The 24,425-nt window shown below is 63.2% G+C and carries 20 protein-coding genes; 11 read left to right on the forward strand and 9 right to left on the reverse strand.

Annotated features, from left to right (window positions below; translation table 11 throughout):
• Positions 1 to 30 precede the first annotated feature (30 nt).
• Together ggt and ACTS1Z_RS05675 are read left to right on the forward strand one after the other, a co-directional pair.
• Complete coding sequence (gene ggt / locus ACTS1Z_RS05670; RefSeq protein WP_442623475.1) at positions 31 to 1,752, forward strand: gamma-glutamyltransferase; 1,722 nt, start codon at positions 31 to 33, stop codon at positions 1,750 to 1,752.
• Positions 1,753 to 1,777: 25 nt separating this feature from the next.
• Complete coding sequence (locus ACTS1Z_RS05675) at positions 1,778 to 3,568, forward strand: AMP-dependent synthetase/ligase (RefSeq protein ID WP_442623476.1); 1,791 nt, start codon at positions 1,778 to 1,780, stop codon at positions 3,566 to 3,568.
• Positions 3,569 to 3,622: 54 nt separating this feature from the next.
• Here the strand turns inward: ACTS1Z_RS05675 and ACTS1Z_RS05680 are convergent, their stop codons facing one another.
• Both ACTS1Z_RS05680 and gloB read right to left on the reverse strand, forming a co-directional pair.
• Positions 3,623 to 4,024, reverse strand: a complete 402-nt coding sequence (locus tag ACTS1Z_RS05680) for a hypothetical protein (protein WP_442623477.1) — start codon at positions 4,022 to 4,024, stop codon at positions 3,623 to 3,625.
• 71 nt (positions 4,025 to 4,095) lie between these two features.
• Positions 4,096 to 4,818 (reverse strand): hydroxyacylglutathione hydrolase, encoded by a 723-nt coding sequence (gene gloB / locus ACTS1Z_RS05685; protein WP_442623478.1) that lies wholly within the window; start codon positions 4,816 to 4,818, stop codon positions 4,096 to 4,098.
• Between the two features lie 80 nt (positions 4,819 to 4,898).
• Between gloB and ACTS1Z_RS05690 the strand changes: the two genes are divergently transcribed.
• Positions 4,899 to 6,605 carry a sensor domain-containing diguanylate cyclase gene (locus ACTS1Z_RS05690; protein WP_442623479.1) on the forward strand — a complete coding sequence of 569 codons (1,707 nt, stop codon included), beginning with the start codon at positions 4,899 to 4,901 and terminating at the stop codon, positions 6,603 to 6,605.
• 7 nt (positions 6,606 to 6,612) lie between these two features.
• Here the strand turns inward: ACTS1Z_RS05690 and ACTS1Z_RS05695 are convergent, their stop codons facing one another.
• Entirely contained in the window at positions 6,613 to 7,044 is a 432-nt protein-coding gene (locus tag ACTS1Z_RS05695; RefSeq protein WP_442623480.1) for a VOC family protein, read from the reverse strand.
• 154 nt (positions 7,045 to 7,198) lie between these two features.
• Between ACTS1Z_RS05695 and ACTS1Z_RS05700 the strand changes: the two genes are divergently transcribed.
• Positions 7,199 to 7,945: an SIMPL domain-containing protein gene (locus ACTS1Z_RS05700; protein WP_442623481.1), complete on the forward strand. Its 747-nt coding sequence runs from the start codon at positions 7,199 to 7,201 to the stop codon at positions 7,943 to 7,945.
• Here the strand turns inward: ACTS1Z_RS05700 and ACTS1Z_RS05705 are convergent.
• Both ACTS1Z_RS05705 and ACTS1Z_RS05710 read right to left on the reverse strand, forming a co-directional pair.
• Positions 7,942 to 8,823, reverse strand: coding sequence for a tetratricopeptide repeat protein (locus ACTS1Z_RS05705; protein ID WP_442623482.1), 882 nt, complete (start codon positions 8,821 to 8,823; stop codon positions 7,942 to 7,944). The two genes, ACTS1Z_RS05700 and ACTS1Z_RS05705, sit on opposite strands and share 4 nt — an antisense overlap.
• A 1-nt stretch (position 8,824) precedes the next feature.
• Positions 8,825 to 9,574 (reverse strand): alpha/beta fold hydrolase, encoded by a 750-nt coding sequence (locus tag ACTS1Z_RS05710; RefSeq protein WP_442623483.1) that lies wholly within the window; start codon positions 9,572 to 9,574, stop codon positions 8,825 to 8,827.
• A 109-nt stretch (positions 9,575 to 9,683) separates the two neighbouring features.
• Between ACTS1Z_RS05710 and ACTS1Z_RS05715 the strand changes: the two genes are divergently transcribed.
• Positions 9,684 to 10,142, forward strand: coding sequence for a DM13 domain-containing protein (locus tag ACTS1Z_RS05715; protein ID WP_442623484.1), 459 nt, complete (start codon positions 9,684 to 9,686; stop codon positions 10,140 to 10,142).
• Positions 10,143 to 10,383: 241 nt separating this feature from the next.
• Here the strand turns inward: ACTS1Z_RS05715 and ACTS1Z_RS05720 are convergent, their stop codons facing one another.
• Both ACTS1Z_RS05720 and ACTS1Z_RS05725 read right to left on the reverse strand, forming a co-directional pair.
• Complete coding sequence (locus ACTS1Z_RS05720) at positions 10,384 to 11,007, reverse strand: 2-hydroxychromene-2-carboxylate isomerase (protein ID WP_442623485.1); 624 nt, start codon at positions 11,005 to 11,007, stop codon at positions 10,384 to 10,386.
• Between the two features lie 2 nt (positions 11,008 to 11,009).
• The gene (locus tag ACTS1Z_RS05725; RefSeq protein ID WP_442623486.1) at positions 11,010 to 11,786 is read right to left on the reverse strand and encodes an SDR family oxidoreductase; all 777 of its coding nucleotides are present in this window, start codon (positions 11,784 to 11,786) and stop codon (positions 11,010 to 11,012) included.
• 207 nt (positions 11,787 to 11,993) lie between these two features.
• On the opposite strand from ACTS1Z_RS05725, the gene ACTS1Z_RS05730 reads away from it, so the two are divergent.
• The 4 genes from ACTS1Z_RS05730 to ACTS1Z_RS05745 all read left to right on the forward strand — a co-directional run bounded on the left by ACTS1Z_RS05730 (position 11,994) and on the right by ACTS1Z_RS05745 (position 16,316).
• Positions 11,994 to 12,533 (forward strand): hypothetical protein, encoded by a 540-nt coding sequence (locus ACTS1Z_RS05730; protein WP_442623487.1) that lies wholly within the window; start codon positions 11,994 to 11,996, stop codon positions 12,531 to 12,533.
• A gap of 49 nt (positions 12,534 to 12,582) precedes the next feature.
• Positions 12,583 to 14,583, forward strand: coding sequence for a threonine--tRNA ligase (thrS, locus tag ACTS1Z_RS05735; RefSeq protein ID WP_442623488.1), 2,001 nt, complete (start codon positions 12,583 to 12,585; stop codon positions 14,581 to 14,583).
• A gap of 252 nt (positions 14,584 to 14,835) precedes the next feature.
• Positions 14,836 to 15,339, forward strand: a complete 504-nt coding sequence (gene infC / locus ACTS1Z_RS05740) for a translation initiation factor IF-3 (RefSeq protein ID WP_299321760.1) — start codon at positions 14,836 to 14,838, stop codon at positions 15,337 to 15,339.
• A gap of 56 nt (positions 15,340 to 15,395) precedes the next feature.
• A complete protein-coding gene (locus tag ACTS1Z_RS05745; RefSeq protein ID WP_442623489.1) occupies positions 15,396 to 16,316 on the forward strand; it encodes a DMT family transporter in 921 nt (306 codons plus the stop codon).
• A gap of 9 nt (positions 16,317 to 16,325) precedes the next feature.
• On the opposite strand, the gene ACTS1Z_RS05750 is transcribed toward ACTS1Z_RS05745, so the two are convergent.
• The gene (locus tag ACTS1Z_RS05750; RefSeq protein WP_442623490.1) at positions 16,326 to 16,694 is read right to left on the reverse strand and encodes a VOC family protein; all 369 of its coding nucleotides are present in this window, start codon (positions 16,692 to 16,694) and stop codon (positions 16,326 to 16,328) included.
• 204 nt (positions 16,695 to 16,898) lie between these two features.
• On the opposite strand from ACTS1Z_RS05750, the gene ACTS1Z_RS05755 reads away from it, so the two are divergent.
• Both ACTS1Z_RS05755 and ACTS1Z_RS05760 read left to right on the forward strand, forming a co-directional pair.
• Positions 16,899 to 19,652, forward strand: a complete 2,754-nt coding sequence (locus ACTS1Z_RS05755) for a TonB-dependent receptor (RefSeq protein WP_442623491.1) — start codon at positions 16,899 to 16,901, stop codon at positions 19,650 to 19,652.
• Positions 19,653 to 19,768: 116 nt separating this feature from the next.
• Positions 19,769 to 21,667: a cation:proton antiporter gene (locus tag ACTS1Z_RS05760; protein ID WP_442623492.1), complete on the forward strand. Its 1,899-nt coding sequence runs from the start codon at positions 19,769 to 19,771 to the stop codon at positions 21,665 to 21,667.
• Here ACTS1Z_RS05760 and ACTS1Z_RS05765 read toward each other — a convergent pair.
• Positions 21,664 to 24,417 carry a [protein-PII] uridylyltransferase gene (locus ACTS1Z_RS05765; protein ID WP_442623493.1) on the reverse strand — a complete coding sequence of 918 codons (2,754 nt, stop codon included), beginning with the start codon at positions 24,415 to 24,417 and terminating at the stop codon, positions 21,664 to 21,666. The genes ACTS1Z_RS05760 and ACTS1Z_RS05765 overlap by 4 nt on opposite strands.
• Positions 24,418 to 24,425 lie beyond the last annotated feature (8 nt).

Genomic DNA, 24,425 nt, shown 5'->3' on the forward strand with positions numbered 1-24,425 from the left:
GCCCCGCATTCGACGGTTAGAAGACAGCCCATGATACGATCTCTCGCTCTGTCGCTCGCTCTTCTGATGCTCCCGCTGAGCGCGTGTGCGCAGGTCGGCGCAGCGCCCGAAACCGCAACGCGCGATGCTGCGCAGCAAGACGTCCGTGGCGTTGTTTCCGCCGCCGATCCCCGCGCGGCCGAGGCCGGGCAGGAGATTCTGCGTGCCGGCGGGTCGGCGACCGACGCCGCCCTGGCGATGATGCTGGTGCTTACGGTCGTGGAACCCCAGAGCTCGGGCATTGGCGGGGGCGGTTTCTTCGTCCGCCACGATGCCGAAAGCGGCACCGCGACGACGATCGATGGGCGGGAGACGGCCCCTTCTACGGCGACAGCAGACCTGTTCCTGACCGATGACGGCGCGGAAATGGGCTTCCGCCAGGCCGTGCCCGGCGGGCGCTCCGTCGGCATCCCCGGCAATATGCGGCTGATGGCCGAAGCGCATGGCCGCTGGGGCCGGCTTGACTGGGCGCGGCTGTTCGAACCGGCGATCCGGCATGCGGAACAAGGCTATGCTGTCAACGCCCGCATGGCGCGTTTTCTCGGCTTCTTCTCGGAAATCTGGAACGACTTTCCGGACACGCGCGCTATTTACTGGGAAGACGGCGCACCGAAGGAAGAGGGCGATATCGTCCGCAACCCGGCGCTCGCCGCCCTGCTCCGCCGTCTCGCGGGCGAGGGCGCGGATGCCTTCTACAGCGGCGAGAATGTCGCCGCGATCCAGGCCGCCGCGGCGAACAGCGTCCATAACCCGACCGTTATTCCGGCCGAGGATTTCACCGCCTATCGCGCCATCGAACGGGAGCCCGTGTGCCGCATGTATCGAACCTACCGCATCTGCGGCATGGGCCCGCCCTCCTCGGGCGCCACGACCGTGCTGCAGATTCTCGGCATGCTCGAACGGTTCGACATGGGCGCGCTCGGCGCGCGGAGCCCCGAAGCCTGGCACCTCATCGGCGAAGCGATGCGCCTCGCCTATGCCGACCGCGCCATGTATCTCGGCGACATGGACTTCGTATCCGTACCGGTCGAAGGCCTGCTGGACGACGCCTATATCGCCGATCGCTCCGCATTGATATCGCCGGACAGCGGCATCGGCGCCTATGAAGCGGGCACACCGCCCGGCAGCGAGGCACGCACGGCCGGGCTCGACGGCGAGATCGCGGGCACCACGCATTTCGTCGCCGCAGACGGCAGCGGCAATGTCGTGACGATGACGTCGACGATCGAGGGGCCGTTCGGTAGCCAGCTCGTCGCCAATGGCTATTTCCTCAACAACGAGCTCACCGATTTCGATTTCACGCCGGAACGCGACGGCGCGCCGGTCGCCAATGCCGTGGCCCCCGGCAAGCGGCCGCTCTCCTCCATGTCGCCGACGCTTGTCTATGATGCGGACGGCGATCTCTTGCTCGCGCTCGGCTCTGCCGGTGGCCGGCGCATCATCATGCATGTGACGAAGACGCTTATCGGCGTACTCGACTGGGGCCTGCCCGTCGACGAAGCTATCACGCTGCCGAATATCTATTTCGGCGGCGACGGCTTGCGGATCGAACAGGATACCTATCTTGCCGACATGCAGACGGAACTATCCCGGCGCAGCGGCCTCGTCGTCGCGTCCGGCCTCACATCCAAGGTCAACGCCATACAATGGACGGGCGATGGCTGGCTAGGCGCGGCAGACCCGCGCAGCCCAGGCGTCGCGCTTACCGAATGAACCCATCCCCAGGAAACCCCGAACCATGCGCCAGCTCGAAATCTTCCCCAACCTCCTGACGATGTTCTTCACGCGTGTTCGCGAGAAGGGCGATGCGCCCTTCCTCTGGCGGCACGGCGAAAATGGCTGGGAATCGATGAGCTGGCGCGAAGTGGCCGAACAGGCCTGCGCGCTGGCCGATGCGCTGCAGAGGCTCGGACTGAAACGCGGCGACCGCGTGGCGCTCGTGTCCGAAAACCGGCCGGAATTCTGCATTGCCGATATCGGGATCATGGCGGCCGGCTGCATTACCGTGCCGACTTACACGACCAATACCGAGCGCGATCATACGCATATCCTGGAAGACAGCCGCGCGAAGGCGGTGATTGTGTCGACCCAGAAACTGGCGAAGACCGTGACAAGCGCCGTGCTCAACGCGACCCATTGCAAATCGATCATCGGGATCGAACCGATGCGCGTCGGCCAGGGCGGCGATGTGCAGTTTCACGACTGGTCGTCGCTGCTCGGCGCGGAGACGCCCGATATCGACGCGCGCGCCGAAGCGTGCGATTTCACGCGCGAGGACACGGCCTGCATCATCTACACGAGCGGCACGGGCGGTGCGCCGCGCGGTGTGATGCAGCATCATGGCGCCATCCTGCACAATTGCGAGGGCTGTGCTGCCGTCATCTCCGAGGATTTCGGCTGGAATGACGAGGTTTTCCTCTCCTTCCTGCCGCTCAGCCATGCCTATGAGCATAGCGCGGGGCAATTCTTCCCGATCGGGCTCGGCGCACAGATCTATTATTCGCGCGGGCTCGACAAATTGGCCGCCGATATTCTCGAGACCAAGCCCACGATCATGGTCGTCGTGCCGCGCCTGTTCGAAGTGTTGCGCCAACGGCTGCTCAAGACGATCGAGAAACAGGGCAAGTTTCCCAACTACATGCTGCAAAAGGCGCTCGATATCGGCGAGAAGGATTATGAGGGATCGATCCCGCTGAAGGACAGGCCGATGGATGTCCTGTTGGACGTCATCCTGCGCCCCAAAATCCGCAAGCGCTTCGGCGGGCGGCTCAAGGCGCTGGTCTCGGGTGGCGCGCCGCTCAACCCGGAAATCGGCATCTTCTTCCACTCGCTCGGCCTGACGCTGCTACAGGGTTATGGCCAGACCGAGGCCGCGCCGGTGATCTCTTGCAACCGGCCGAAAACGGGCCTCAAGATGGACACAGTCGGCCCGCCGCTTCCCAAAACCGAGGTGAAGATCGCCGAGGATGGCGAGATCCTCGTGCAAGGCGAACTCGTCATGCACGGCTATTGGCGCAACGAGGAAGAGACGGCGAAGGTGCTGAAGGATGGTTGGCTGCACACCGGAGATATCGGCTATATCGACGAGGCCGGGCGGATCGCCATCACCGACCGCAAAAAGGACCTGATCGTCAACGACAAGGGCGACAATGTCGCGCCCCAGCGCGTCGAGGGCATGTTGACGCTCGAGCCCGAAATCCTGCAGGCGATGGTCGTCGGCGACAAACGGCCGCATCTTGTGGGCCTGATCGTGCCCGATCCCGAATGGGTGCGCGAATGGGCCGCGGAAAATGGCGTGCCGGACGACGAGGTCGCCCTGCGCGACAATCCGGATTTCCACCGCGCCGTGTCCGCGGCCGTTGACCGGGTGAACAAGGGGCTGGCGGCGGTCGAAAAGGTCCGCCGGACGATCCTGGCCGACGAGGCGTTTACGGTCGAGAATGACCAGATGACGCCATCAATGAAGATCCGGCGCCATGTGCTACGCGAAGTCTATGGCGAGCGGCTCGACGCGCTGTATCACCATTAGGCGTATCACGACCGGTAAGAACGCTGCCGAACGATCGGCAGCCGGCTCGCCGGCTTATTCTTCCCGATACGGTATAAATTCGCCCAACGCGCAACTGCCAAATCCAGCTCCGCTTAACGGATCGCGCACCTGAACGAGTTCGCCGCTGCAAAGCTGGCTCGAGCCGTAACGCTGGCTGACGATCGTGCTCGTCGAGCGCAGAGTCGGGCAAACCCCGTCGAGGTCGTTGCGATATACGGTGCTGCCGACCCGATAGAGGATCATCTGATTGCCGATGATCGACGATTGGGTATTGGGACGCGTGTTGATGCAGGGTTGAGGATCGCCGGGTGTCTTGCCGTCGAGCAGGGCCGTCATGCGGCGCTGGTCGCGCTCCGAGAGAGTTTCAGCGCCGGCGTCATACGTCTCCATCGCGTTGGCCGTGCATCCGGCCAGCAGGGGGATGGCGAGCGCCATCGGTATCAATCGAACCATCACAGTTCCTTTCGCTTTCTGCCCCCGAAACACCGATGCTATCATAATTCCGCCTAGAACGCATCTTTCGCTGCGCGGCGTTCGGCCAGCTCTTCGGCCGAGCCAGCGCGCATGAAAGGATTCGTCGCGCGTTCTTCGCCGATGGTGGTGGGTACCGTCGCCTCGCCTTTCGCGCGCATCGCGACCACCTGTTCCATCCGTTCCGCGAGTGCCGCATTGTCGGGCTCGGCAGTGACCGCATAGCGACCATTGGCCTCGGTATATTCGTGCGCGCAATAGACGCGCGTGTCGTCGGGCAATGCTTCGAGCTTGCGCATGTTCGTATACATCTGTTCGGGCGTTCCTTCGAACAGACGCCCGCAACCCATGGCGAACAACGTGTCGCCGACAAAGGCCGCTTTCTCTGTCGGCAAATGATAGGCGATATGCCCGGCGGTGTGCGCCGGCACGTCGATCACGTCGGCCTCGACATCGCCGAGCTTCACCGTATCGCCTTCCTTCACCAACCGGTCGAGGGTCGGGATTTTCGCCTTCTCGGCTTCCGGGCCGGTTATCATGCAGCCGGTAGCCGCCTTGATATCGGCATTTCCGCCCGTGTGATCGGGATGCCAATGCGTGTTCCAGATCTGGGTGATCCGCCAGCCGCGCTTGTCGGCTTCGGCCAGCACGGGCTTGGCGACGGCCGGGTCGACGACCATGGTCTCCGCGCTGTCGGGCTCATGGACGAGCCACACATAATTATCGGAAAGGACTGGAATTCGGACGATTTCGAGCATTTCCCGAATCTATCCTTTTCTGGCGCGCAAGTCGAATATTAACCGCAATTCAAGACGCTGCGTTTAGCGTCTCCGCCATAATGGTGTCCCCGCGCCTCCTGACCCGCTTTTGCGCCGTCGCGGCGGCCGTGATCGCGCTCGCCCTTGCCGCGCTCCCCGCTGCGGCAACGCCGATCGGACCACGCGTGTGCACGGTGGCGACGGACACCGATATCGGCCTGGATGCAGCACTCAGCGTGGAAGACCGGTGCCGCGTGGCGGATGACTCCATCGCCGGACCGCGCATCTGGGCGTTCGTCGATGTTTCGGACATCCTCGATCCGGCTGAAGCGCAGATGCTGATCGTCGATCCGTCCAGTTTCGACAGCTTCGCCCTGTACCTGCAGGGCGCGGACGGCAACTGGTCGGGCGGGCGGTACGGCCCGGAGATCGCGACCGAGAATTGGCGCGCGGGGATGCGCTTTGCGGTTCCGATCGAGAGCGGCGGCGCGCCGGTGACGCGCATGGCGATATCCTTCGACCGGCCGGAACTATCCGCCAACATCTCGAATCTCGCGATTCAGAGCGCGGCCGAAACCGAAACCGAGCATTACTATACGAGCCTCTTCTACGCGATCTTCATCGGCGTGCTCGTGCTGCCGATGGTCTACAATATCGCCTTCTTCGTGGTCCTGCGCGAGAAGTTCACGCTCTGGCATGTCGCGATGGTGTCGGGCGCGCTCGGCTACGTCATGTGCTCGGGCGGTTTCATCCATTTCCTGTTTCCCGCGATGCCGCTCGATCTGCGCTGGACGCTCAACCTGTGGAGCATAACGCTGGCGATATCCGCGGCCTGCATGTTCTTCCGCAGCTTCATCGAGCCGGACAAGCTCTCGACCGCCATGCGCAACGGGTTGGTTTTTTCCGCGGCCATCATTCCGGTCACGACGTTCATCATTACTTTGGGCGGCGAAACCGTCCGCCCGATCGCGCAGGACCTCTTCCTGCTCGCCTTCGTCCCAGCGCTGATCTGTTTCACGCTCGGCATCGCGCAGGCCCTGGGGCGCGGCAGCCGGGCCGCGCGCTTCGTGTTCATCGCCTGCTGTGCATTGATACTCTCGATGGGCGAGAGGGTCCTGCGCGGGATGGACTTTTACGAAGGACCGGTCTGGCTCGATTTCATCATCTACGGGACGCTCGCCTTCGAAATGGTCGTGACGGCGCTCGGCATCGCCGACCGGCTGATGATCATCCGGCGACAGCGGGACAGCGCCCGCGAGAGCGAAGCGGCGTTCGAGAAGCTGGCGAGTACCGATTATCTGACGGGCCTGAACAATCGCCGCGCGCTCGTCGCGGCCTTCGACGAGGCGACCGGGTCCTTCGCCGCGCGGGGTTTCGCGCTGCTCGATCTCGATCATTTCAAGCGGATCAACGACGAATATGGCCATGATGTGGGAGACCGGGTGCTGCAGGCCGTCGCCACGATCATGTGCGACTGGAGCAATCTGACGGCGGGGCGCATCGGCGGCGAAGAATTCGTCGCGCTCGTCCACAGCCCGGACCCGCAGGAGACCGCCCAGCGGCTGTGCGCGGCGATCCGGGAGAATGTCCATCGGATGGTACCCGAATTGAGCGACCCGTTGACGACGAGCATCGGTCTCGTGTCGGTTCTGCCGGGCCAGACGTTCAACCAGGCCTATCGTGCGGCGGACAGCTGCCTGTACGAGGCCAAGGAGCAGGGTCGGGACCGCGTAGTGTCGACGTGGAAGCCACGGGAGGCCGGCGGGAAGGCGCGCGCAGCCGCCTGAGCCGTTTCTACCATTCGCCGACATTCTCCATCGACGCCCAGGGTTCGGCCGGCGCCTTGGCATCGCCCTTCTGCAGCAATTCTATCGAGATATTGTCGGGCGTGCGGACGAACGCCATGCGCCCGTCGCGCGGCGGGCGGTTGATCGTCACGCCGCCGTCCATCAGGCGCTGGCAGCTCTCATAGATATCGTCGACGGCATAGGCGAGATGGCCGAAATTGCGGCCGCCGTCATACTGTTCGGCCTCGCCGTCTTCGGGCGGCCAGTTATAGGTGAGCTCGACCTGAGCGTCCTCGTCGCCAGGTGCCGCGAGAAACACCAGCGTAAACCGGCCGGCCTCGACATCATAGCGCTTCTGTTCCTCCAATCCGAGCAGATCGAAAAAGGCGAGCGTCTGGTCGATATCCGACACGCGGATCATCGTGTGGAGATATTTCATCGGCACAATCCCTTCATTGCGGTCAACGGTTCGTCGCACGTCAGCAACGGTTCATCTTTCAAGCATTATGGCGAGATTCGGTATCGGGTCGCATGATAGCCGCGCGCCGGAACGAGCGAAAGCACCGGCGGGCGCCCAAAAAGGGGGATGACCGATGACCGAAGACACACATGACACAAATGGCTGGAGCTGGCGCAATCCGCCGACGCGCACGCTGCTTATCGCGAGCGGGATACTCGGCGTGAGCATCGTCGCCGGCGGCTATCTGCTCGGCGACGGATTGCTCCGCGCCCAGATGGCCGAACGCTCCGTCACGGTGCGCGGCCTGGCCGAACGCCAAGTCACCGCCGATCTTGCAACCTGGACGATCTCCTATTCTGCGCGCTCGTCAAACCTTGCCGAGGCACAGGCCGATATCGACCGCGATACCGAGGCGATCCGCGCCTTTTTCGGCGAGCTGGGCTTCGAAGCCGAAGCGCTGCAGCCATCGGGCGTCAATGTCTCCCAATACAGCAACAATATGGGTCAGCAGACCTATACGATCCGTCAACGCCTGCAGTTGCGCACGACCGATATCGAACGCGCGCAGAACGCGGTCGCGCGTCAGTTCGATCTCGTGCGCCGCGGCGTCGTGCTCGAAGAGGGTTCGGGCATGAGCTACACCTTCACGCGGTTAAACGAGATCAAGCCTGAAATGGTCGCCGAGGCGACGCAGGACGCGCGCGCATCGGCCAACCAGTTCGCCGAAGACAGCGGCACCGATGTCGGCAGCATCCGCAGCGCGACGCAAGGCTATTTCTCGATCTCCGCGCGCGACGGCGATGCCGGCGGTTACGGCGTCGCCGACACGCCCTATAAACTGGTGCGCGTCGTCACGACGATCGATTTCTATCTGGGTTAGCTCTCGGGCGTCTCAGGGGCGGAATCGGAAGATTCCACATCTTCGCCCTCCGGCATCTCGACCGGAACCGTCGGCGTTTCGGCGAGCAGCGTATCGAGCCGTTCGATATTGCGCGCCGCCGTTTGACCGGCCGGACTCTCGGGTTCGGTCGTCATCGCGCGGGACCAAGCCTGGCGGGCGATATCATAGGCGTTGAGCCCGATCGCTATATTGCCGGCTTCGAGCAGGATCGCCGGATCGGTCTGATCGAGTTCGAGCGCGCGGTCGATGAAATCGCCGGCCGTATCGAAATCGCCCTGCCGCCGCGCCAGCGTGGCGGAGAAGAGCCAGACGATGCTGTCGTTCGGCAGCAAAGCCTGGGCGGCGACCAGGTCGGTCTGGGCCGAGGCACCGTCCTCCAAGGCCACATGCGCCTGGGCGCGTTCGAGCAGCACATTGCCGCGCACCGCATCGCTGAGATCCGGATCGGCCAGTACGGTATCGAAGCGCGTGCGCGCGGCCGCCGGATCGCCCTTGCGCATCGCCATGCGCGCCGCATTTGCGAGAATGCCGATCGCCCGCGTGTCGCTGGCGGTTTCGGCCGCGCCGTGCGCGCGCAGATAGGCGCTCTCCGCGCTTTCCCATTCGCCGGCATTTTCGTGACCGATCGCGAGACACAGTTCGGCATCGATGCCGCCATCGGCCAGCACCCAGCGTGCGCCTTCGGCAAGCGCGGCACTCGCATCCCGCTCGGCCAGCCGCATGCAGTTCAACAGGCGCTGCGCCGAGGCCATGGCGAGGCTCTGGTCCGCTTGCGATTCGTCGCGGCGCGGGATCAGGATCGGATCGACGGGCGGGGGCGCCGCCTGGAACGCGGCGAGAAACAGGGCGAAACTCAAATCAGGACGCTTTCAGGCTTTCGAGCAGCCATTCGATCTGGGCCAATAGCCGCGCGACATCCTCGATGCGCGACAGCCGGTGATCGGCATCCTTGACGAGCGTGACATGGACGTCGGCTGAACGCAGCTGGCGGGCGAGGCGAACCGAATATTCCCAGGGGACGTCGCGATCCTGCTGGCCATGGGTGAGCCGCACCGGGCAATCGATGGCGATCTCTGTGCCAAGCAGACGGCTGGCTTCGCCGCTTTCGAAAAAGGTGCGCGTGGTGACATAGGGCGAACCGTCATAGTCCGACGGCTGTTCGAGCCGCCCGTCGCGCAGGATGGTCAGCTTCTCGTCCTGGGTGAAGCCCCAATCCGTAAAATCGGGCGCCGCCGCGATGCCGACCAGCGCCGAGACACGCTCGGGATGCGCGAGCGCGCAGAGCAGCATCAGCCAGCCGCCCATCGAGGAGCCGATCAGCACGACCGGGCCGAGCACCAGCGCATTGACGAGGTCCATCACGTCGTCGCGCCAGTCGGTAAGTTTCTGCGTCTCGAAATCGCCGTCGCTCGATCCGCATCCGGCATAGTCGAGCAGCAGGCAAGCGCGGTTCTCCGCCTCAGCATAGGCCATGATCGCGCCCGCCTTGGAACCGGTCATGTCGGACATATAGCCGGGCAGGAAGACGAGCGTCGGCCCGATCCCCTCGCGATGGCGATAGGCAAGGCGCGGCCGGTCGGCCCGCTCATGATAGCGCAATTCGGTCATTCGGCAGCCTCTCCCGGTGCAGGCGATTCGCGCAAGGCTGTAACCATGAATGGCGGCGATGCGAAGCCCGGTCAGTCCGCAACTTGGCGGCGCTAACGAAGGATAGACCATGCCCCTGCTTCGCACATTCTCGCGCGGCGCTGCTGCCGCCATCGCGATCTCGACCTTGGCCGTCCCGCTTTCCATCGGCGTGTCGCCCTCCGCCGCCATCGCGCAAAGCGGTGCCGAGACCGTCGCGTCCGGCCAGTTTCGCGGCGTCGGTAGATCGCACCGGTCCAGCGGGACCGCGCGTCTCGTACGCCGGGCGAATGGCGATCTCGTAGTGCAGCTCGAGGATTTCTCGGTGACCGGCGGGCCGGACTTACGCGTCTGGGTGACCGATGCTGCCAGCGTCCGCAGCGAACGCCATGCACGCCGCGCCAACCATGTCGATCTCGGCCGCTTGCAGCGCAGCCGCGGCGATCAGAGTTATGTCATTCCGGCCGGCGCGCTCGACGGCAATCACCGATCGATCGTGATCTGGTGCCGCGCTTTCGGCGTGCTCTTCGCCAGCGCGCCGCTCAGCTAAGGGTTCGGACCCACGGCCAATAGCGCTTCGGTTTGAAGCGATTTGGCTCAATGCGAGGCGGGGAGGCGATGGAATATAGACATATTTCAAGCCTTCCCAACGAAGCAGTGGGCCAAATCGGTCAAATCCCAAAGGGACGGCAAAATGGCCTCCATCTCAAACGGAAATCCACTTGGAAACAGAACCACTGTTCCCGGCGTGCATTTCCGCCCGATATGTTCGCCATTTTGACGCCGCAGCGCTATTGGCCGTGGGTCCGAACCCTAGCGACTATCGCCTCTTCGAGCTGACCGAGCCGTTCCTTGCCGAAGAACATTTCGTCGCCGACATAGAAGGTCGGGATGCCGAACGCGCCGCGATCGACCGCCGCGCTCGTATTGTCGATCAGCTTCTGCTTGATCTCGGCCTGCTGCGCACCTTCGACCAGCGCCGCGCCATCGAAACCGGATTCATCCATGGCCGCCGCATAGGCTTCGGGATCGTCCATCTTCTTCGGCGCTTCCCACATATGATGAAGGCCGGCCTCGACATAGTCCATCAGCCGCCCGTCGCGCTCGGCGACCAGAGCCCCGCGCTGGAGCAGCACCGTATTGACCGGAAAGTGCGGGTTGAAGGTGAAGTCGGATAGCTCGTGTTTGGCGATGAACCGTCCGAATTCGAGCTGCTCATAGGCGAGCTTGTTGGGGATCGGCGCATAGGCGACCATCGGCGCCTTGTTGCCGGTCGCCTTGAATATCCCGCCCAAAAGGCAGGGGATATAGTTGAACTTTGCGCCGGTCCGCTCGGCGATACCGGGCAACACGCGATGGACGAGATAGGCGTTGGGGCTCGCAAAATCGAAAATGAAATCGACGGTGGTGCTCATGTCTACCAAGTCTCCTTCCAGGGCCTGAGGTCCAGCTCATGCGTCCAGGCGCTGCGCGGCTGTTTATGCAGCATGACGTAATTTGCCGCGATCGCGTCGGGCGACAGGATCGCGTCCGCGTCGCGCTTCGCATCCACATCGGGCACATTTTCGCGAATGAATTTCGAGTCGATCGCACCGTCGATCACGACATGGGCGACATGGATGTTTTTGGGCCCGAGTTCGCGTGCCATGGACTGAGCGAGTGCGCGCAGCGCGAATTTCGCGCCGGCGAACGCGCTGTAACCCGGTCCGCCGCGCATGCTGGCCGTCGCGCCGGTAAACAGGATCGTACCGCGCTCACGCCCGATCATGCGTTTCGCGACTTCGCGGCCCATCAGGAAGCCGGCAAAGGCCGCCATCTCCCAGACCTTGCGATAAACGCGGGCCGTCGTTTCGGTGATGGGGAAGTTCACATTCGCGCCTATATTGAAGACTGCAACCGCGATCGGGCCGATATCGGCCTCGATACGCTCAACGAGTTCGACCATGGCGTCTTCGTCGCGCGCATCGGTGGGCAGAGCATGCGCCGTTCCGCCGTCCGCGCGAATATCGTCCGCCAGTTTCTCGAGCGCGTCGCCATGACGCGGCCGGCGAACGAGACAGGCCTGATAGCCTTCTTTGGCAAAGGCGCGCGCGACGGCGCCGCCGGTATCGTCTCCGGCACCGATCACGAGACAGGCTCCATCCGGTACAGTGGCCATCGCCAGAACGATGGCGACTTCTTCGATCGAGTGCAATCGCCACGCGCTTGATCGCGCGGATCGGCACCGCTATCTTCCAAGACATGGTACGCGAACGCACCACACTCACGACCACGACGACCTCGGGCAACCGGGGGCGGACGGTCGCGGCGTAAATCGCGGACCCCGCCACCCGGTTTCGGGTGGCGCCGCGCCAGCTTCCTGAAACCGGTTCCAGACTTTGCAAGGCGCGGAGAAGCGATCATGCGCTATTATATCGACACCGAATTCAACGGCACCGGCGGCCAGTTGCTCAGCATTGCACTCGTGCGGGAGGACGGCGCGCATTTCTACGAAGTGCTCCACGCGCACGAGCTCGTCGTGCCTTGGGTGAAGGACCATGTCGTTCCGCATTTCGGCCGGGAGCCGATCGCACGGTTGCAGGCGGTCAAGAAGATGCAGAAATTCCTGCGCAAGGATGTCAAAGAGGGAGGGGGTCCGCACATCTTCATTGCCGACTGGCCCGAAGACATATCCCATTTCTGCGCGATGCTGCTGCGCGATCATGGCAAGCGCAATGACCCGTTCCAGTTCGCCTGCCTGCTGCTGAACCTTCCCGGCTTCGACACCGCGCAGGCGAGCGAAACCCCGCACAATGCGCTGGCCGATGCCGAAGCGCTGGCAGCTTATGTGGAAGCCAATCTTGCCGGCGAGCGCGACGATATGTGCGCCGAAGACCTGGCCCTGGTGCGCAATGCGTGCGCGGCGGATGGCCTTGCGGAAACGGGAACCGTAAAGGCATAGGGCCAGCAGCGGATTCCGACAGACATGATGTGAATGGAAGTGTGAGACGATGACCGAAGTCCTCAAGATCAGCCTGCCCGACGGATCGGTGCGCGAGATGGAAGCCGGTGCGACGCCGGCCGACGTCGCCGCCGCGATCGGTCCCGGGCTCGCCAAGGCCGCGCTCGCCGCGCGCGTCGATGGTGAGGTGCGCGATATTGGCCGGCCCTTCGACGGCGATGCCGAGCTGGAACTGATCACGGCGCGCAACGAGGCCGACGCGCTCGAACTCGTCCGGCATGACTATGCGCATGTCCTCGCCGAAGCCGTGCAGGCACTCTGGCCCGGCACCCAGATCACCTTCGGACCGGCGACCGATGACGGCTTCTATTATGACGTGATGGCACCCGAGAGCCGCGAGCCGTTCGGCATGGATGATCTGCCCGCGATCGAGGAAAAGATGCGCGAGATCATCAAGGCCGACAAGCCGCTGCGCCGCGAAGTCTGGTCGCGCGAGCAGCTGATCGAGAAATGGGAGGGCGAAGGCGAAACCTTCAAGGCCGAATGGGCGAAGGAGCTGCCCGAAGACGAGGAACTGACCGTCTACTGGTCGGGCGACGACTGGCTCGACATGTGCCGCGGCCCGCATCTCGCCAGCACCGGCAAGCTCGACCCGCAGGCCTTCAAGCTGATGCGCGTCGCGGGCGCCTATTGGCGCGGCGATCAGCGCAATGCGCAGCTCACCCGCATCTACGGCACGGGCTGGCTCAACAAGAAGCAATTGAAGGCGCATCTCCATCGGCTCGAAGAGGCCGCAAAGCGCGATCATCGCAAGCTCGGGCGCGAGATGGATCTCTTCCACCTGCAGGAAGAGGCGCATGGCAGCGTCTTCTGGCATCCGCAGGGCTACAAGATATGGCGGGCGCTAGAAGCCTATATGCGCCGGCGGATGGATGCCGCCGGCTATCGCGAGGTCAAGACACCGCAGGTGATGGACGCGCGGCAATGGGAACAATCGGGCCATTGGGGCAAGTATCGCGAGAACATGTTCGTCATCCCTGACGAGGTGCCGAACACTGAGGACGAGGGGCCGCTCGTTTCCGACGATGCAGACTGGATGGCCCTGAAGCCGATGAACTGCCCGGCGCATGTGCTTATCTTCAAGCAGGGCATTACCAGCTATCGCGACCTCCCGATCAGGCTGGGCGAGATGGGATGCTGCCATCGCAACGAGCCGCACGGCGCGCTACACGGCATCCTGCGCGTGCGGCAGTTTACGCAGGACGACGCGCATATCTTCTGCACCGAAGATCAGGTCGTTGAGGAGGTTCGCGCCTTCTGCAAACTTGTCGATACAGTCTACAACGATTTCGGCTTCGACTATCAGATCAAGCTCGCGCTGCGCCCCGAGAAACGCTTCGGTTCGGACGCAATGTGGGACAAGGCCGAGGAAGAATTGCGCCAGGCTGTCATCGACGCCGGCATGGCAAGCGAAGACTATGGCTGGGAAGAACTGCCCGGCGAAGGCGCCTTTTATGCGCCCAAGCTCGAATGGCACCTGACCGACGCGATCGGGCGGACCTGGCAGATCGGCACGATGCAGTCTGACCGGGTGCTGCCCGAGCGGCTCGACGCCAGCTATATCGGTGAGGATGGCGAGAAGCACCGCCCGGTGATGCTGCACCGCGCGATCTTCGGCACTTTCGAACGCTTTATCGGCGTGCTGATCGAACATTTCGCCGGCAAGTTGCCGCTTTGGATCGCGCCGACCCAGGCAGTTGTCGCAACGATCGTATCGGATGCCGATGATTATGCGCGCGCAGTCGCCGAAAAGCTGGAAGCGGCCGGTATTCGCGTCGAGGCCGATCTCAGGAATGAGAAGATCAATTACAAGGTGCGCGAACACAGCCATGCCAAGGTCCCGAACCTGCTCGTCGTCGGCATGCGCGAGGCTGAAGAAGGCACTGTAGCGCTGCGCCGGCTCGGATCGGACGAGCATCAGAAGGTCATGGCCGTCGACGAACTGGTTACAATGCTGGCCGAGGAGGCGACGCCGCCGGACTTGCGCTAACTTGTCAGACCTTCGCGCCGCACCGGCCCGCACCCCCTCCCGACCTCCCATGAGAATACCCTGATTGGGAGGTCGGGAGGGGGTGCGGGCCGGTGCGCCGATTTCCCGGTGGGGAAATTCTGACAAATCAATCCGCATCTTTGATTCCGCGCCGAACCACCGTATATTAGGGCCATTGCGCAGCATTGCGCCGACACAAAAGGAGATACAGCTATACGTCCCCCGCTTTCCCGCCGCCCCGCGGCGCCGCCGATGAACGGCCCCCGCTATAATCAGTTCATTCAATCGCCGAAGGTCCGCGTGATCGACGAAAATGGCGAAAATCTGGGCGTACTGCTGACCAATGAAGCGATCGAGCAAGCCGCCGATGTCGGCCTCGATCTTGTCGAAGTTTCCCCCAACGCCGATCCGCCCGTCGCAAAGTTTCTCGATGTCGGGAAATACAAATACGAGGCCCAGAAAAAAGCCAATGCTGCGCGCAAATCGCAGAAGACGCAGGACATCAAAGAGATCAAGATGCGCCCGAACATCGACGATCACGATTACGACGTGAAGATGAAGAAGGTGCACCAGTTCATCGACGATGGCGACAAGGTGAAGGTCACTCTGCGCTTTCGCGGCCGCGAACTCTCCCACCGCGAACTCGGCATGGACCTCCTCCGCCGCGTACAGGAAGACACCAAGGAAACCGCGAAGACCGAAGCCCATCCGAAGATGGAGGGTCGGCAGATGCTCATGGTGCTCGCGCCGAAATAGGCGCCACCGTCATTCGCAATTGAATCTGCGGTCCGGCAGGCGCATGGGCGGCTGTCATGGGCGCCGCGCGCTACGCCTTTCCGCTGTTCCTCCTCGGCAGCATCATATTGTCCGCCGGGCCACTCTTCGTGCGGCTGGCGGATGTCGGCGCGATACAATCTGCATTTTGGCGGCTGGCCATCGGGGCGCCGCTTCTCCTGCTGCTCGTCCGGTCGGTCGAGGGCCGTTTCCCGGCGCTGCCGCAGGGGAAGAGCGCGCTCTGGCTCGTACTCGGCGGCCTGTTTTTCGCCGCCGATCTCGGCAGCTGGCATCTCGGGATCGAGCGCACGACGCTGGCCAACTCGACGCTGCTCGGCAACGCGACCGCCTTCCTCTTTCCGATCTGGGGATATCTGGTGGTACGCCGCTGGCCGACGCCGGTCGCCGGGCTCGCGCTTATGCTGGCAGCGGCCGGCATCGTCACGCTTGCCGGACAGTCAGCCTCGGTATCGCCCGCCAATCTGCGCGGCGATCTGCTCTGCCTCCTCGCCGCCGTCTTCTACACCGCTTATCTGATCGTGATGAACAAGGCGCGGGCCGGCCTGTCGGCACTCTCGGCCCTCGCCTTCGCCACATCGGCCGGTGCGCTATTCCTGCTGCCGGTCGCGCTGTTGAACGGTGGCGCGTTCTGGCCAACGGACTGGACGCCCCTGCTTCTCCTCGCGCTCAGCAGCCAGGTCGCGGGTCAGGGGCTGATCATTTACGCATTGCCGCATCTTTCGCCGCTGGCGAGCGGCGTGGGGCTGCTCGTTCAGCCGCTCTTCTCGGCGTTGCTCGGCTTCCTCTGGTTCTCCGAAATTCTCACTTCAATCGATATCGCGGGCATGGCGATGATCTTCGTCGCCATCCTGCTGGTTCGCCGGCCGAGTGCTGCCGAGCCGCGTATCGAAAAGCGCGTGCCGCCCTCGCTCGGCGGCGCGCAGGCACCCGATAGATAGGGCGCCGAACTATTCCTCCGGCATCTCAGCCGGCGGCTCCCATAATTCTATCGCATTACCTTCCGGATCGTGGACACGGGCGAAATGGCCGTAGCTGCCATCCATGTCCCACTCGTCCTTACGCAGTACTTCGATGCCCGCCGCCTCAAGCTTGCCGGTCAGCGCCGCGAGATCGTCGACACGGAAATTGAACATGAACGCCTTGTCGTCGGCAAAATAGTCGCTGTCCTGTTTGAATGGCGCAAAGACAGTCGGCCCAGCCGCCTGCTGCCAGATACTGTCGCCGCCGCCAAAGCCGAAATGCTCGCGATACCATTGGGTAAGCGCGTCGGGATCCTTCGCCCGGAAAAAGATGCCGCCCATTCCTGTAACTTCCATGCGCTCTCTCCAGCTGTTTTCGATTCCCTAACCATTTGCATAATGCGAAGCGCGCGACCGAGCCAGATTCAGCTGTGTTGCCGAAACGCATCACTGCGGCATCCTCACATGTTCGGATCGGTGGATTTGCTGGCGTTTTCCAACGGAAAACCTAGAAAGGCGCCAACTAAAACAAAACAAAATTCGCGAACTGGAGACGAACCCATGCGTAAATCCTTCTTGCTTGCGACCGCCGGTCTTGCGGCGATCGCTTCCCCCGCCATCGCACAGGACACGGACACCCCGACCGATGTCGCCGAAAATGCGTCGACCAGCGACAATGTCATCGTCGTGGTCGCGCAGGGCCGCGAACAGCGGCTGCAGGACGTTCCGATCGCCGTCAGCGCGGTCAACGCCGAAAGCCTGCAGAATTCGGGCGCCAACGATATCCGGCAGCTGAACCAGCTCGCCCCCTCGCTGCTCGTCTCCTCGACCGGTAACGAAGCGAACGGCTCGGCCCGTATCCGCGGTATCGGCACGGTCGGCGACAACCCGGGCCTCGAAAGTTCGGTCGCGGTCTTTATCGACGGCGTCTACCGGTCGCGCTCCGGCGCCGGCCTCAACGAACTCGGCCCGGTCGAGCGCGTCGAAGTGCTGCGCGGACCGCAGGGTACGCTGTTCGGGCGGAACGCTTCGGCGGGCCTCATCAACATCGTGACCCAGGGCCCGACCTTCGACATGGAAGGCTACGCCGCGGCCACCTACGGCAATTTCGACACGATCCGGCTCGAGGGCGGTCTGAACTTCCCGGTCAGCAACACGGTCGCTGCACGTATCGACGGCGTCTATCTGGAGCGCGACGGTTTCTACACCGACCGCGTTAACGGCGGAACGGTCAACGATCAGGATCGCTATCTCCTGCGTGGCCAGCTGCTCTGGGAGGCGACGCCCGATCTCAGCTTCCGCCTGATCGGCGACTATTCGAACAAGGACGAGGAATGCTGCGCAGCGGTCTTCGTGACACCGGAGATCGCGCCGGGCGCGACGCTGAATGCGGCGCTGGATCCGTTTGCGGGCCCCGCCGGCAGCGGCTCGCTCGTCAGCACGCAAAACCCGATCATTCCGGTGCTGCTCGCACTGGGCCAGGATCCGCGGGCCTTTACCGACGATCCCTATGACCGGAACATTTATCCGACAGCCGGGCGATCCTATGCCGGCGAAACCGAGGACTGGGGCATTTCGCTGCAGGCCGATTGGGATTTTGGCGGCGCCCAGCTGACCTCGATCACGGCCTATCGCGAATATGACAACAACCAGGCGTCCGACACAGATTACACAGGCGTCGACATCCTGTTCCGCGCACCGGGCGACGACGCCGGTGCGCGCCGCTTCGAAACCTTCAGCCAGGAACTGCGCCTGCAGGGCGAGGCTTTTGACGGCGTGCTCGACTGGCTGGTCGGCGCCTATTACGCGAACGAGGATCTGACGGTTACCGACAATCTGCAGTTCGGCAGCCAGTATGGGGCATTCGCACCGTGCCGGATCATCCTGGCGGTCAACCCGGCGCTCGTATCGCCGGGCGGGCAGGGCTGTCTGAGCCCGACGGGTCGCGCGATCCTCGAAGGCACGGCGCCGGGCACGATGCCGGCCTTCGGCGCGGCGACGCCGGCCATTCTTGGCGGCCTCGACATTCTGTCGCAGGTGAACAGCGTCGGCTCGAACGGCACGCGCTACATGCAGAACAGCGAAAACTTCGCCTTCTTCACGCATAATATCATTCACATCACCGACAATCTCGATCTGACGATCGGTGCGCGGTACACGAATGAGACGAAGACGCTCGATATCGATTTCAATAACACGAACGGCTTCTGCCCGACGCAGCGCGCGCTGCAGACCCCGCTTCTCGCCACGCCGCTGGCTGGCTTGGCCGGGGGCCTCATCTCGCTGACCTGTCAGGGCAACTCCTCGACCGAACTCAACGCGCTCAACATTACCGACGAGCGCAACGAGGAGGAGTTCACCGGTACGATTGTGCTCTCCTACCGTCCGGTCGACGATCTGCTGCTCTACGCCAGCTATTCGCGCGGCTATAAGGCGGGCGGCTTCAACCTTGACCGTTCGGCGTTGACCGGCGCGTTCTACAGCCCCGCCGACATTACCGGACAGACCAACCTGTCCGTGATCGTCGGACCGGCCGTGCTCAACGACCCGGCCAATCTGCAGTTCGACGAGGAAACGGTCGACGCGTTCGAAATCGGCGCCAAATATACGGGCCGCGATTTCACGATCAGCGCCGCCGCCTTCCGGCAGGAGTTCAGCAATTTCCAGCTGAACACCTTCAACGGCACGGTCTTCCTGGTGCAGAACATCAATAGCTGCGGCACCGATCTCGGCGGCGCGGATCGGGACACCGGCGGCCTGACGGGCGCCTGTGCACCGGACGATGTCGAGCCGGGCGTGATCTCGCAGGGTGTGGAAGTCGAAGCGACGCTCAATCCGACCGACTATCTCGCCTTCAACGCGGGCTTCACCTATGTCGATACGTCCTATGAGAACGACCTGATCGGCCGCGACAATGGGACGCCACTCGATCCGGCGCTGCGCCTCCTGCCCGGCGATCAGCTTTCCAACGCACCGGACCTCGTCGTCACGGGCGCGATGAGCTGGACGCCGCCGATCGGCAATAGCGGCCTGAGCGGTCTCTTCTATCTGAACACGCGTATGACGAGCGGGTACAACACCGGTTCCGACCTGCTGTTCGGCAAGGAGCAGGAATCGTTCATCGTCGTGAACGGCCGTATCGGCATCCGCGGACCGGACAATCGCTGGTCGCTGGAAGTCTGGGCGCAGAACCTCTTCGACGAGGACTATACCCAGGTCGCATTCAACACGCCGTTCATCGCACCGCAGCAGACCTATTCGGCGTTCCTCGCCGAGCCGCGGACCTATGGCGTGACGGTTCGCACGCGCTTCTAGGTCGCTCAACGCGACGTAAAATCGAAGGAGCCCGCGCCGGTAAAACGGCGCGGGCTCTTTTCTTTGGACCGTAACAATGTGTTGAAGCGGCCCGCTTTCCCCGGCATGGACGGCTGATGGCGCTCGACTCCCTCATGGTGAAGATCGCGGTGATCGGTGTCGCCGGGGTCGGAGCGCAATGGGTTGCCTGGCGGACGGGCCGGCCGGCCATCGCGCTCATGCTGATCACCGGAATCCTCGTCGGGCCGGTCAGCGCGCTCATCCCGCACGAATTTTTCCGCGGAGGCCTCATAAATCCCGAAAGAGATTTCGGGGCTCTGATGGAGCCCATCATCAAACTCGCCGTCGCCGTGATCCTGTTCGAAGGCGGGCTGAGCCTCAATTTCCGGGAGTTGCGGCATGCCGGATGGGCGGTGATGCGGGTCGTCGTGATCGGCGTGCCGGTCGGCTGGGTTCTGGGCACGCTCGCCTGCCATTACGGGGCGGGGCTGAGCTGGGAGGTTTCGGCCCTGTTCGGCGGCATTCTCGTCGTCACCGGCCCGACGGTCATCGGGCCCATGCTGCGGACGCTCCGCGTCGGCCAAAGGGCGTCGAACATTCTGAAATGGGAGGGGATCGTCAACGACCCCATCGGCGCCCTGCTCGCGGTCTTCATCTTCGCCTATATCACTTATGGCGGATCAGGTACCAGCATCGCGGCGATCAGCTTCGACGTTATCGCCTCGACCTTCATCGCCGCCTTACTCGGCGCGGCCTTGGGATGGGGCGTCACCTGGTTCTTTCCGCGCGGCTATGTGCCCGAATATCTGAAGGCACCGATACTGCTCATCGTCGTCATCGGCGGCTTCGTCGTGGCCGATATCATCCAGCACGAAACCGGGCTCGTGACGGTCACGATAATGGGCGTCGTGATGGCGAACCGGCCGATGTTCTCCAGCCAGGCTCTGCGCCGGTTCAAGGAGGATCTCGCGGTCCTCCTGATATCCGGCGTCTTCATTCTCCTGTCGGCAACGCTCGATTGGGAAGTGATTACGAGCTTCCAGACCACGTCGCCCGATCCGATCGAGGGCGTGTTGCGCTTTGTCGGTTTCCTGGTTCTGCTGCTGTTCGTCGTCCGGCCGTTGACCATTCTCATCTCGCTCTTGTTCTCGAACGTGCCGTGGAACGAGCGGCTCTTCATCGCCTGGATCGCGCCCCGCGGTATCGTCGCCGTGGCGATTACCGGCCTCTTCGCGATCCGCCTCATGGACTTCGGCGTCGAGGATGCCGAAGCGCTTATCCCGCTATCGTTCGGCGTCGTGATAGCGACGATATTCGCGCACGGATTTACGGCCCGGTGGTGGGCGGAGCGTCTCGGCCTCGACCAAGGACCGGCGAACGGCGTGCTGCTCGTCGGCGCCAACCGCTGGACGATCGATTTCGGCGAGCTGCTCAAGAAGATGGAGATCCCGGTCACGATCGCCGACCCGTCGCAATATGCGCTGCGCGCCGCCAAGAGGCGCGAGCTTTCGATCTATCGCGGCGACATTCTGGACGAAGTCACGCAGGAAAATCTCGACCTCGGCCAGTTCCAGGAATTGATCGCGGCGACCGAGAACGACGCCTATAATGCGCTGATCTGCGACAATCTCGGGCCTGAAATGGGTTATGATTCGGTCAGCCAGATCGGCACCGACCGCGACCGCGCCGCCTATCATGCGCGCGGCCGGGTGCTGATGCGATCGGGCCCGACGATCGACGACCTGCTCAAGGCCGAGGACGCCGACTGGGTGTTCACGCGCACCAAGATCACAGAAAAATTCACGGTCGACGATCTGAAGAAGAATCTCGATTCCGAAGCGCTGCTCATTTGCGTGCTGAAGCCCGACAAGCGCCTGCTCTTCTATTCGACGGATGCCAGGCCCGTGGTCGAGCCCGGTGATATCGTGGTCAGCTATGCGCCGCCCGAAACGCCGCGCGAGCAGCTCGAAAAACGCGAGCGCCCGAATACACCGCCCGAGCCGGAACCGGCCTAGGCCGCCTCTTCTTCTTTGATGTCCGGCACCGCCGCCGCTTCGAGCAGCCGTTTCTGCAGCGCTTTCAAGCGTGGCCCGTTCAGGATCTTCTCGCCGAAAAGATCGGTTACGTAGAACGTATCGACCGCGCGTTCGCCATAGGTGGCGATATGCGCCGAGCGGATCGTCACCCTGGACTGGAACAGCGCATGGGTCAGGCTGTTGAGCAGGGCCGGCCGATCCAACGCGTTGACCTCGATCACCGTATAGCGGTTCGACGCCTTGTTATCGATGAGGACAAGCGGCTGGATATGGAACGCCTCCGCTCGGGTACGCGCCAGCGGCCGGGCTTCGAGCCGTTCGCGCATCTTGTGCTTGTTCGCCAGCGCATCGCGGATCGCCGTCTCAAGCCGCTGCAACTGCCGGGCATCGGCGAAGGTGCCGCCCAGCGGATCCTGAACGAGGATGTTATCGAGCGCCATGCCATCGCGGGTCGTATAAATGCGCGCGTCGATGACGTTCGCGCCGGCCATGTCGACCGCTCCAGCCAAACGGTAGAAGAGGCCAGGATGATCGGCCGTGTAGACGGTGACCATCGTTGCCCCGCGATCTGAATCCGGCTGCGTTACGATGGAGAGTTTCTCATCCTGCGCCTCGGCTTCGGCCATCTGCCGGGCGTTTGCCGCGGCGGTATCTACATTCTCGGCAATCCAATAGGCCTTGGGCATCCGCTTGAAGAGGCGTTCGGTATCCGCCTCCGGCCAGTCGAGCGCCGCGGCGAGCGCATCCTGCGCTTCGGCGATGCGCGTCCGGCGGCCATGATGTTTGTGGCCCAGGCGCAGCGTCTCTTCCGCGAGTTCGTACAGATCGGTGAGCAGTTGCCGCTTCCAGTCGTTCCAGACGCCCGGACCGACCGCGCGGATATCGACGACGGTCAGCACGAGCAGAAGCTTGAGCCGTTCGGGGCTTTTCACCGCCAGCACGAAATCCTCGATCGTCTTCGGGTCGGCGAGATCGCGCTTGAAGGCGGTCGCCGACATCAGCAGATGCCAGCGCACCAGCCAGGCGACAGTCTGCGTTTCGCCCGCGTCCAGCCCCAGCCTCGGGCACAGCTTCTCGGCCACCTCCGCGCCGAGGATCGAATGATCGCCGCCCCGGCCCTTCGCGATATCGTGGAGCAGGACGGCAACGTAGAGCACGCGGCGTGAGACGAGCTTCCCCATCACCTCATGCGAGAGCGGATGATCGTCTTTCAGCCGGCCATTCTCGATCTTCGCCAACAGGCCGATCGCCCGGATCGTATGCTCGTCGACCGTATAATGGTGATACATGTCGAACTGCATCTGCGCGACGACACGGCCGAAATCGGGAATGAAACGGCCGAACACGCCGGCCTCGTTCATCCAGCGCAAAACGATTTCGGGGTCGCGCGGGCTCGTCAGAACGTCGAGGAACAGCGCATTGGCGCGCTTGTTTTTGCGGATTTTCGCCACCAGCTTCTCGTCGCGGGCCGCCTGGCGCATCGCGACCGGATGGATTTCGAGGCCATGCTCGTCGGCAAGCGCGAACAGCTCGATCAGGCGCACCGGGTCTTCGGCGAAAAACCCGTCATCGGGAATCGACAGCCGGCCGCGATCGAGCGTGAAGCCGTTGAGCTTGCGCGGCTTGCGCCGCAATGTCGGCATGACGAAACGGCGGCCGCGCGGGCCATATTGCTCGTCGAGATGCGCGAGGAATACGCCAGTGAGATCGCCGACCTGTTTCGCGATCAGGAAATAATGCTGCATGAACCGTTCGACCGCCGATTTGCCGGTGCGTTCGGCATAGCTCATCCGTTCGGCGATCTCGCGCTGCACATCGAACGTCAGCCGCTCTTCCGGGCGATTGGCGATCAAATGGAGGTGGCAGCGCACCGCGAGCAGGAAATCGCGCGCCTTGCGGAACTGCTTGAGCTCGTCGGATGTGAGCAGGCCGTGCTCGACCAGCTCGCCCAGATCGCGGACTTTATGGACGTAACGCCCGATCCAGAAAAGCGTGTGCAGATCCCTGAGGCCGCCCTTTCCGTCTTTCACATTGGGTTCGACAACATAGCGGCTGTCGCCCATCCGCTCGTGCCGGCGGTCGCGTTCGGCCAGTTTCTCGGCGGTAAAGGCTTGCGCCGTGCCCTCGACGACCTCGGCGTAGAAGCGCCGCGTCGCCTCGTCGTAAATGTCCTCGTCGCCCCATAGGTAGCGGGCCTCGAGCAGTGCCGTGCGGATGGTCATGTCGCTTTTCGCCATGCGCACCATATCGTCGAGCGAGCGGCTCGAATGGCCGACTTTCAGCCCGAGATCCCAAAGCGTGTAGAGGATCGATTCGATGACCTGCTCGCACCAGGGCGGCTGCTTGTAGGGCGTCAGGAAACCGATATCGAGATCGGAAAAAGGGGCGAGTTCGCTGCGCCCATAACCGCCCACGGCGATCAGCGTCAGCCGCTCGGCGTCGGACGGGTTGCTGTTCGAATAGAGCCGCTGGACGGTGAAATCGTAGATAAGCCGCAACAGCTGATCGTAGAGAAAGGAGTAGCTGCGCGCGATGATCGATCCGCGCGACGGCTTCGCCTCCAGCCGGGCCGCGATCTCCGCGCAGCCGGCGTCCATCGCTGTGCGCAATTCGGTGACGGCCGCCTGGCGCAATGCCGCCGTCCCCTCTGCCTCCAGCGCATGGAGCTTGGCAGCGATCTCGCGCCGGTCGATAATTGCACGCCGCTTCGGTATGGAGCTGTTCGCCATGACCTCAA

This window comes from Parasphingopyxis sp., from assembly GCF_052168295.1.
Classification (GTDB): Bacteria; Pseudomonadota; Alphaproteobacteria; order Sphingomonadales; family Sphingomonadaceae; genus Parasphingopyxis.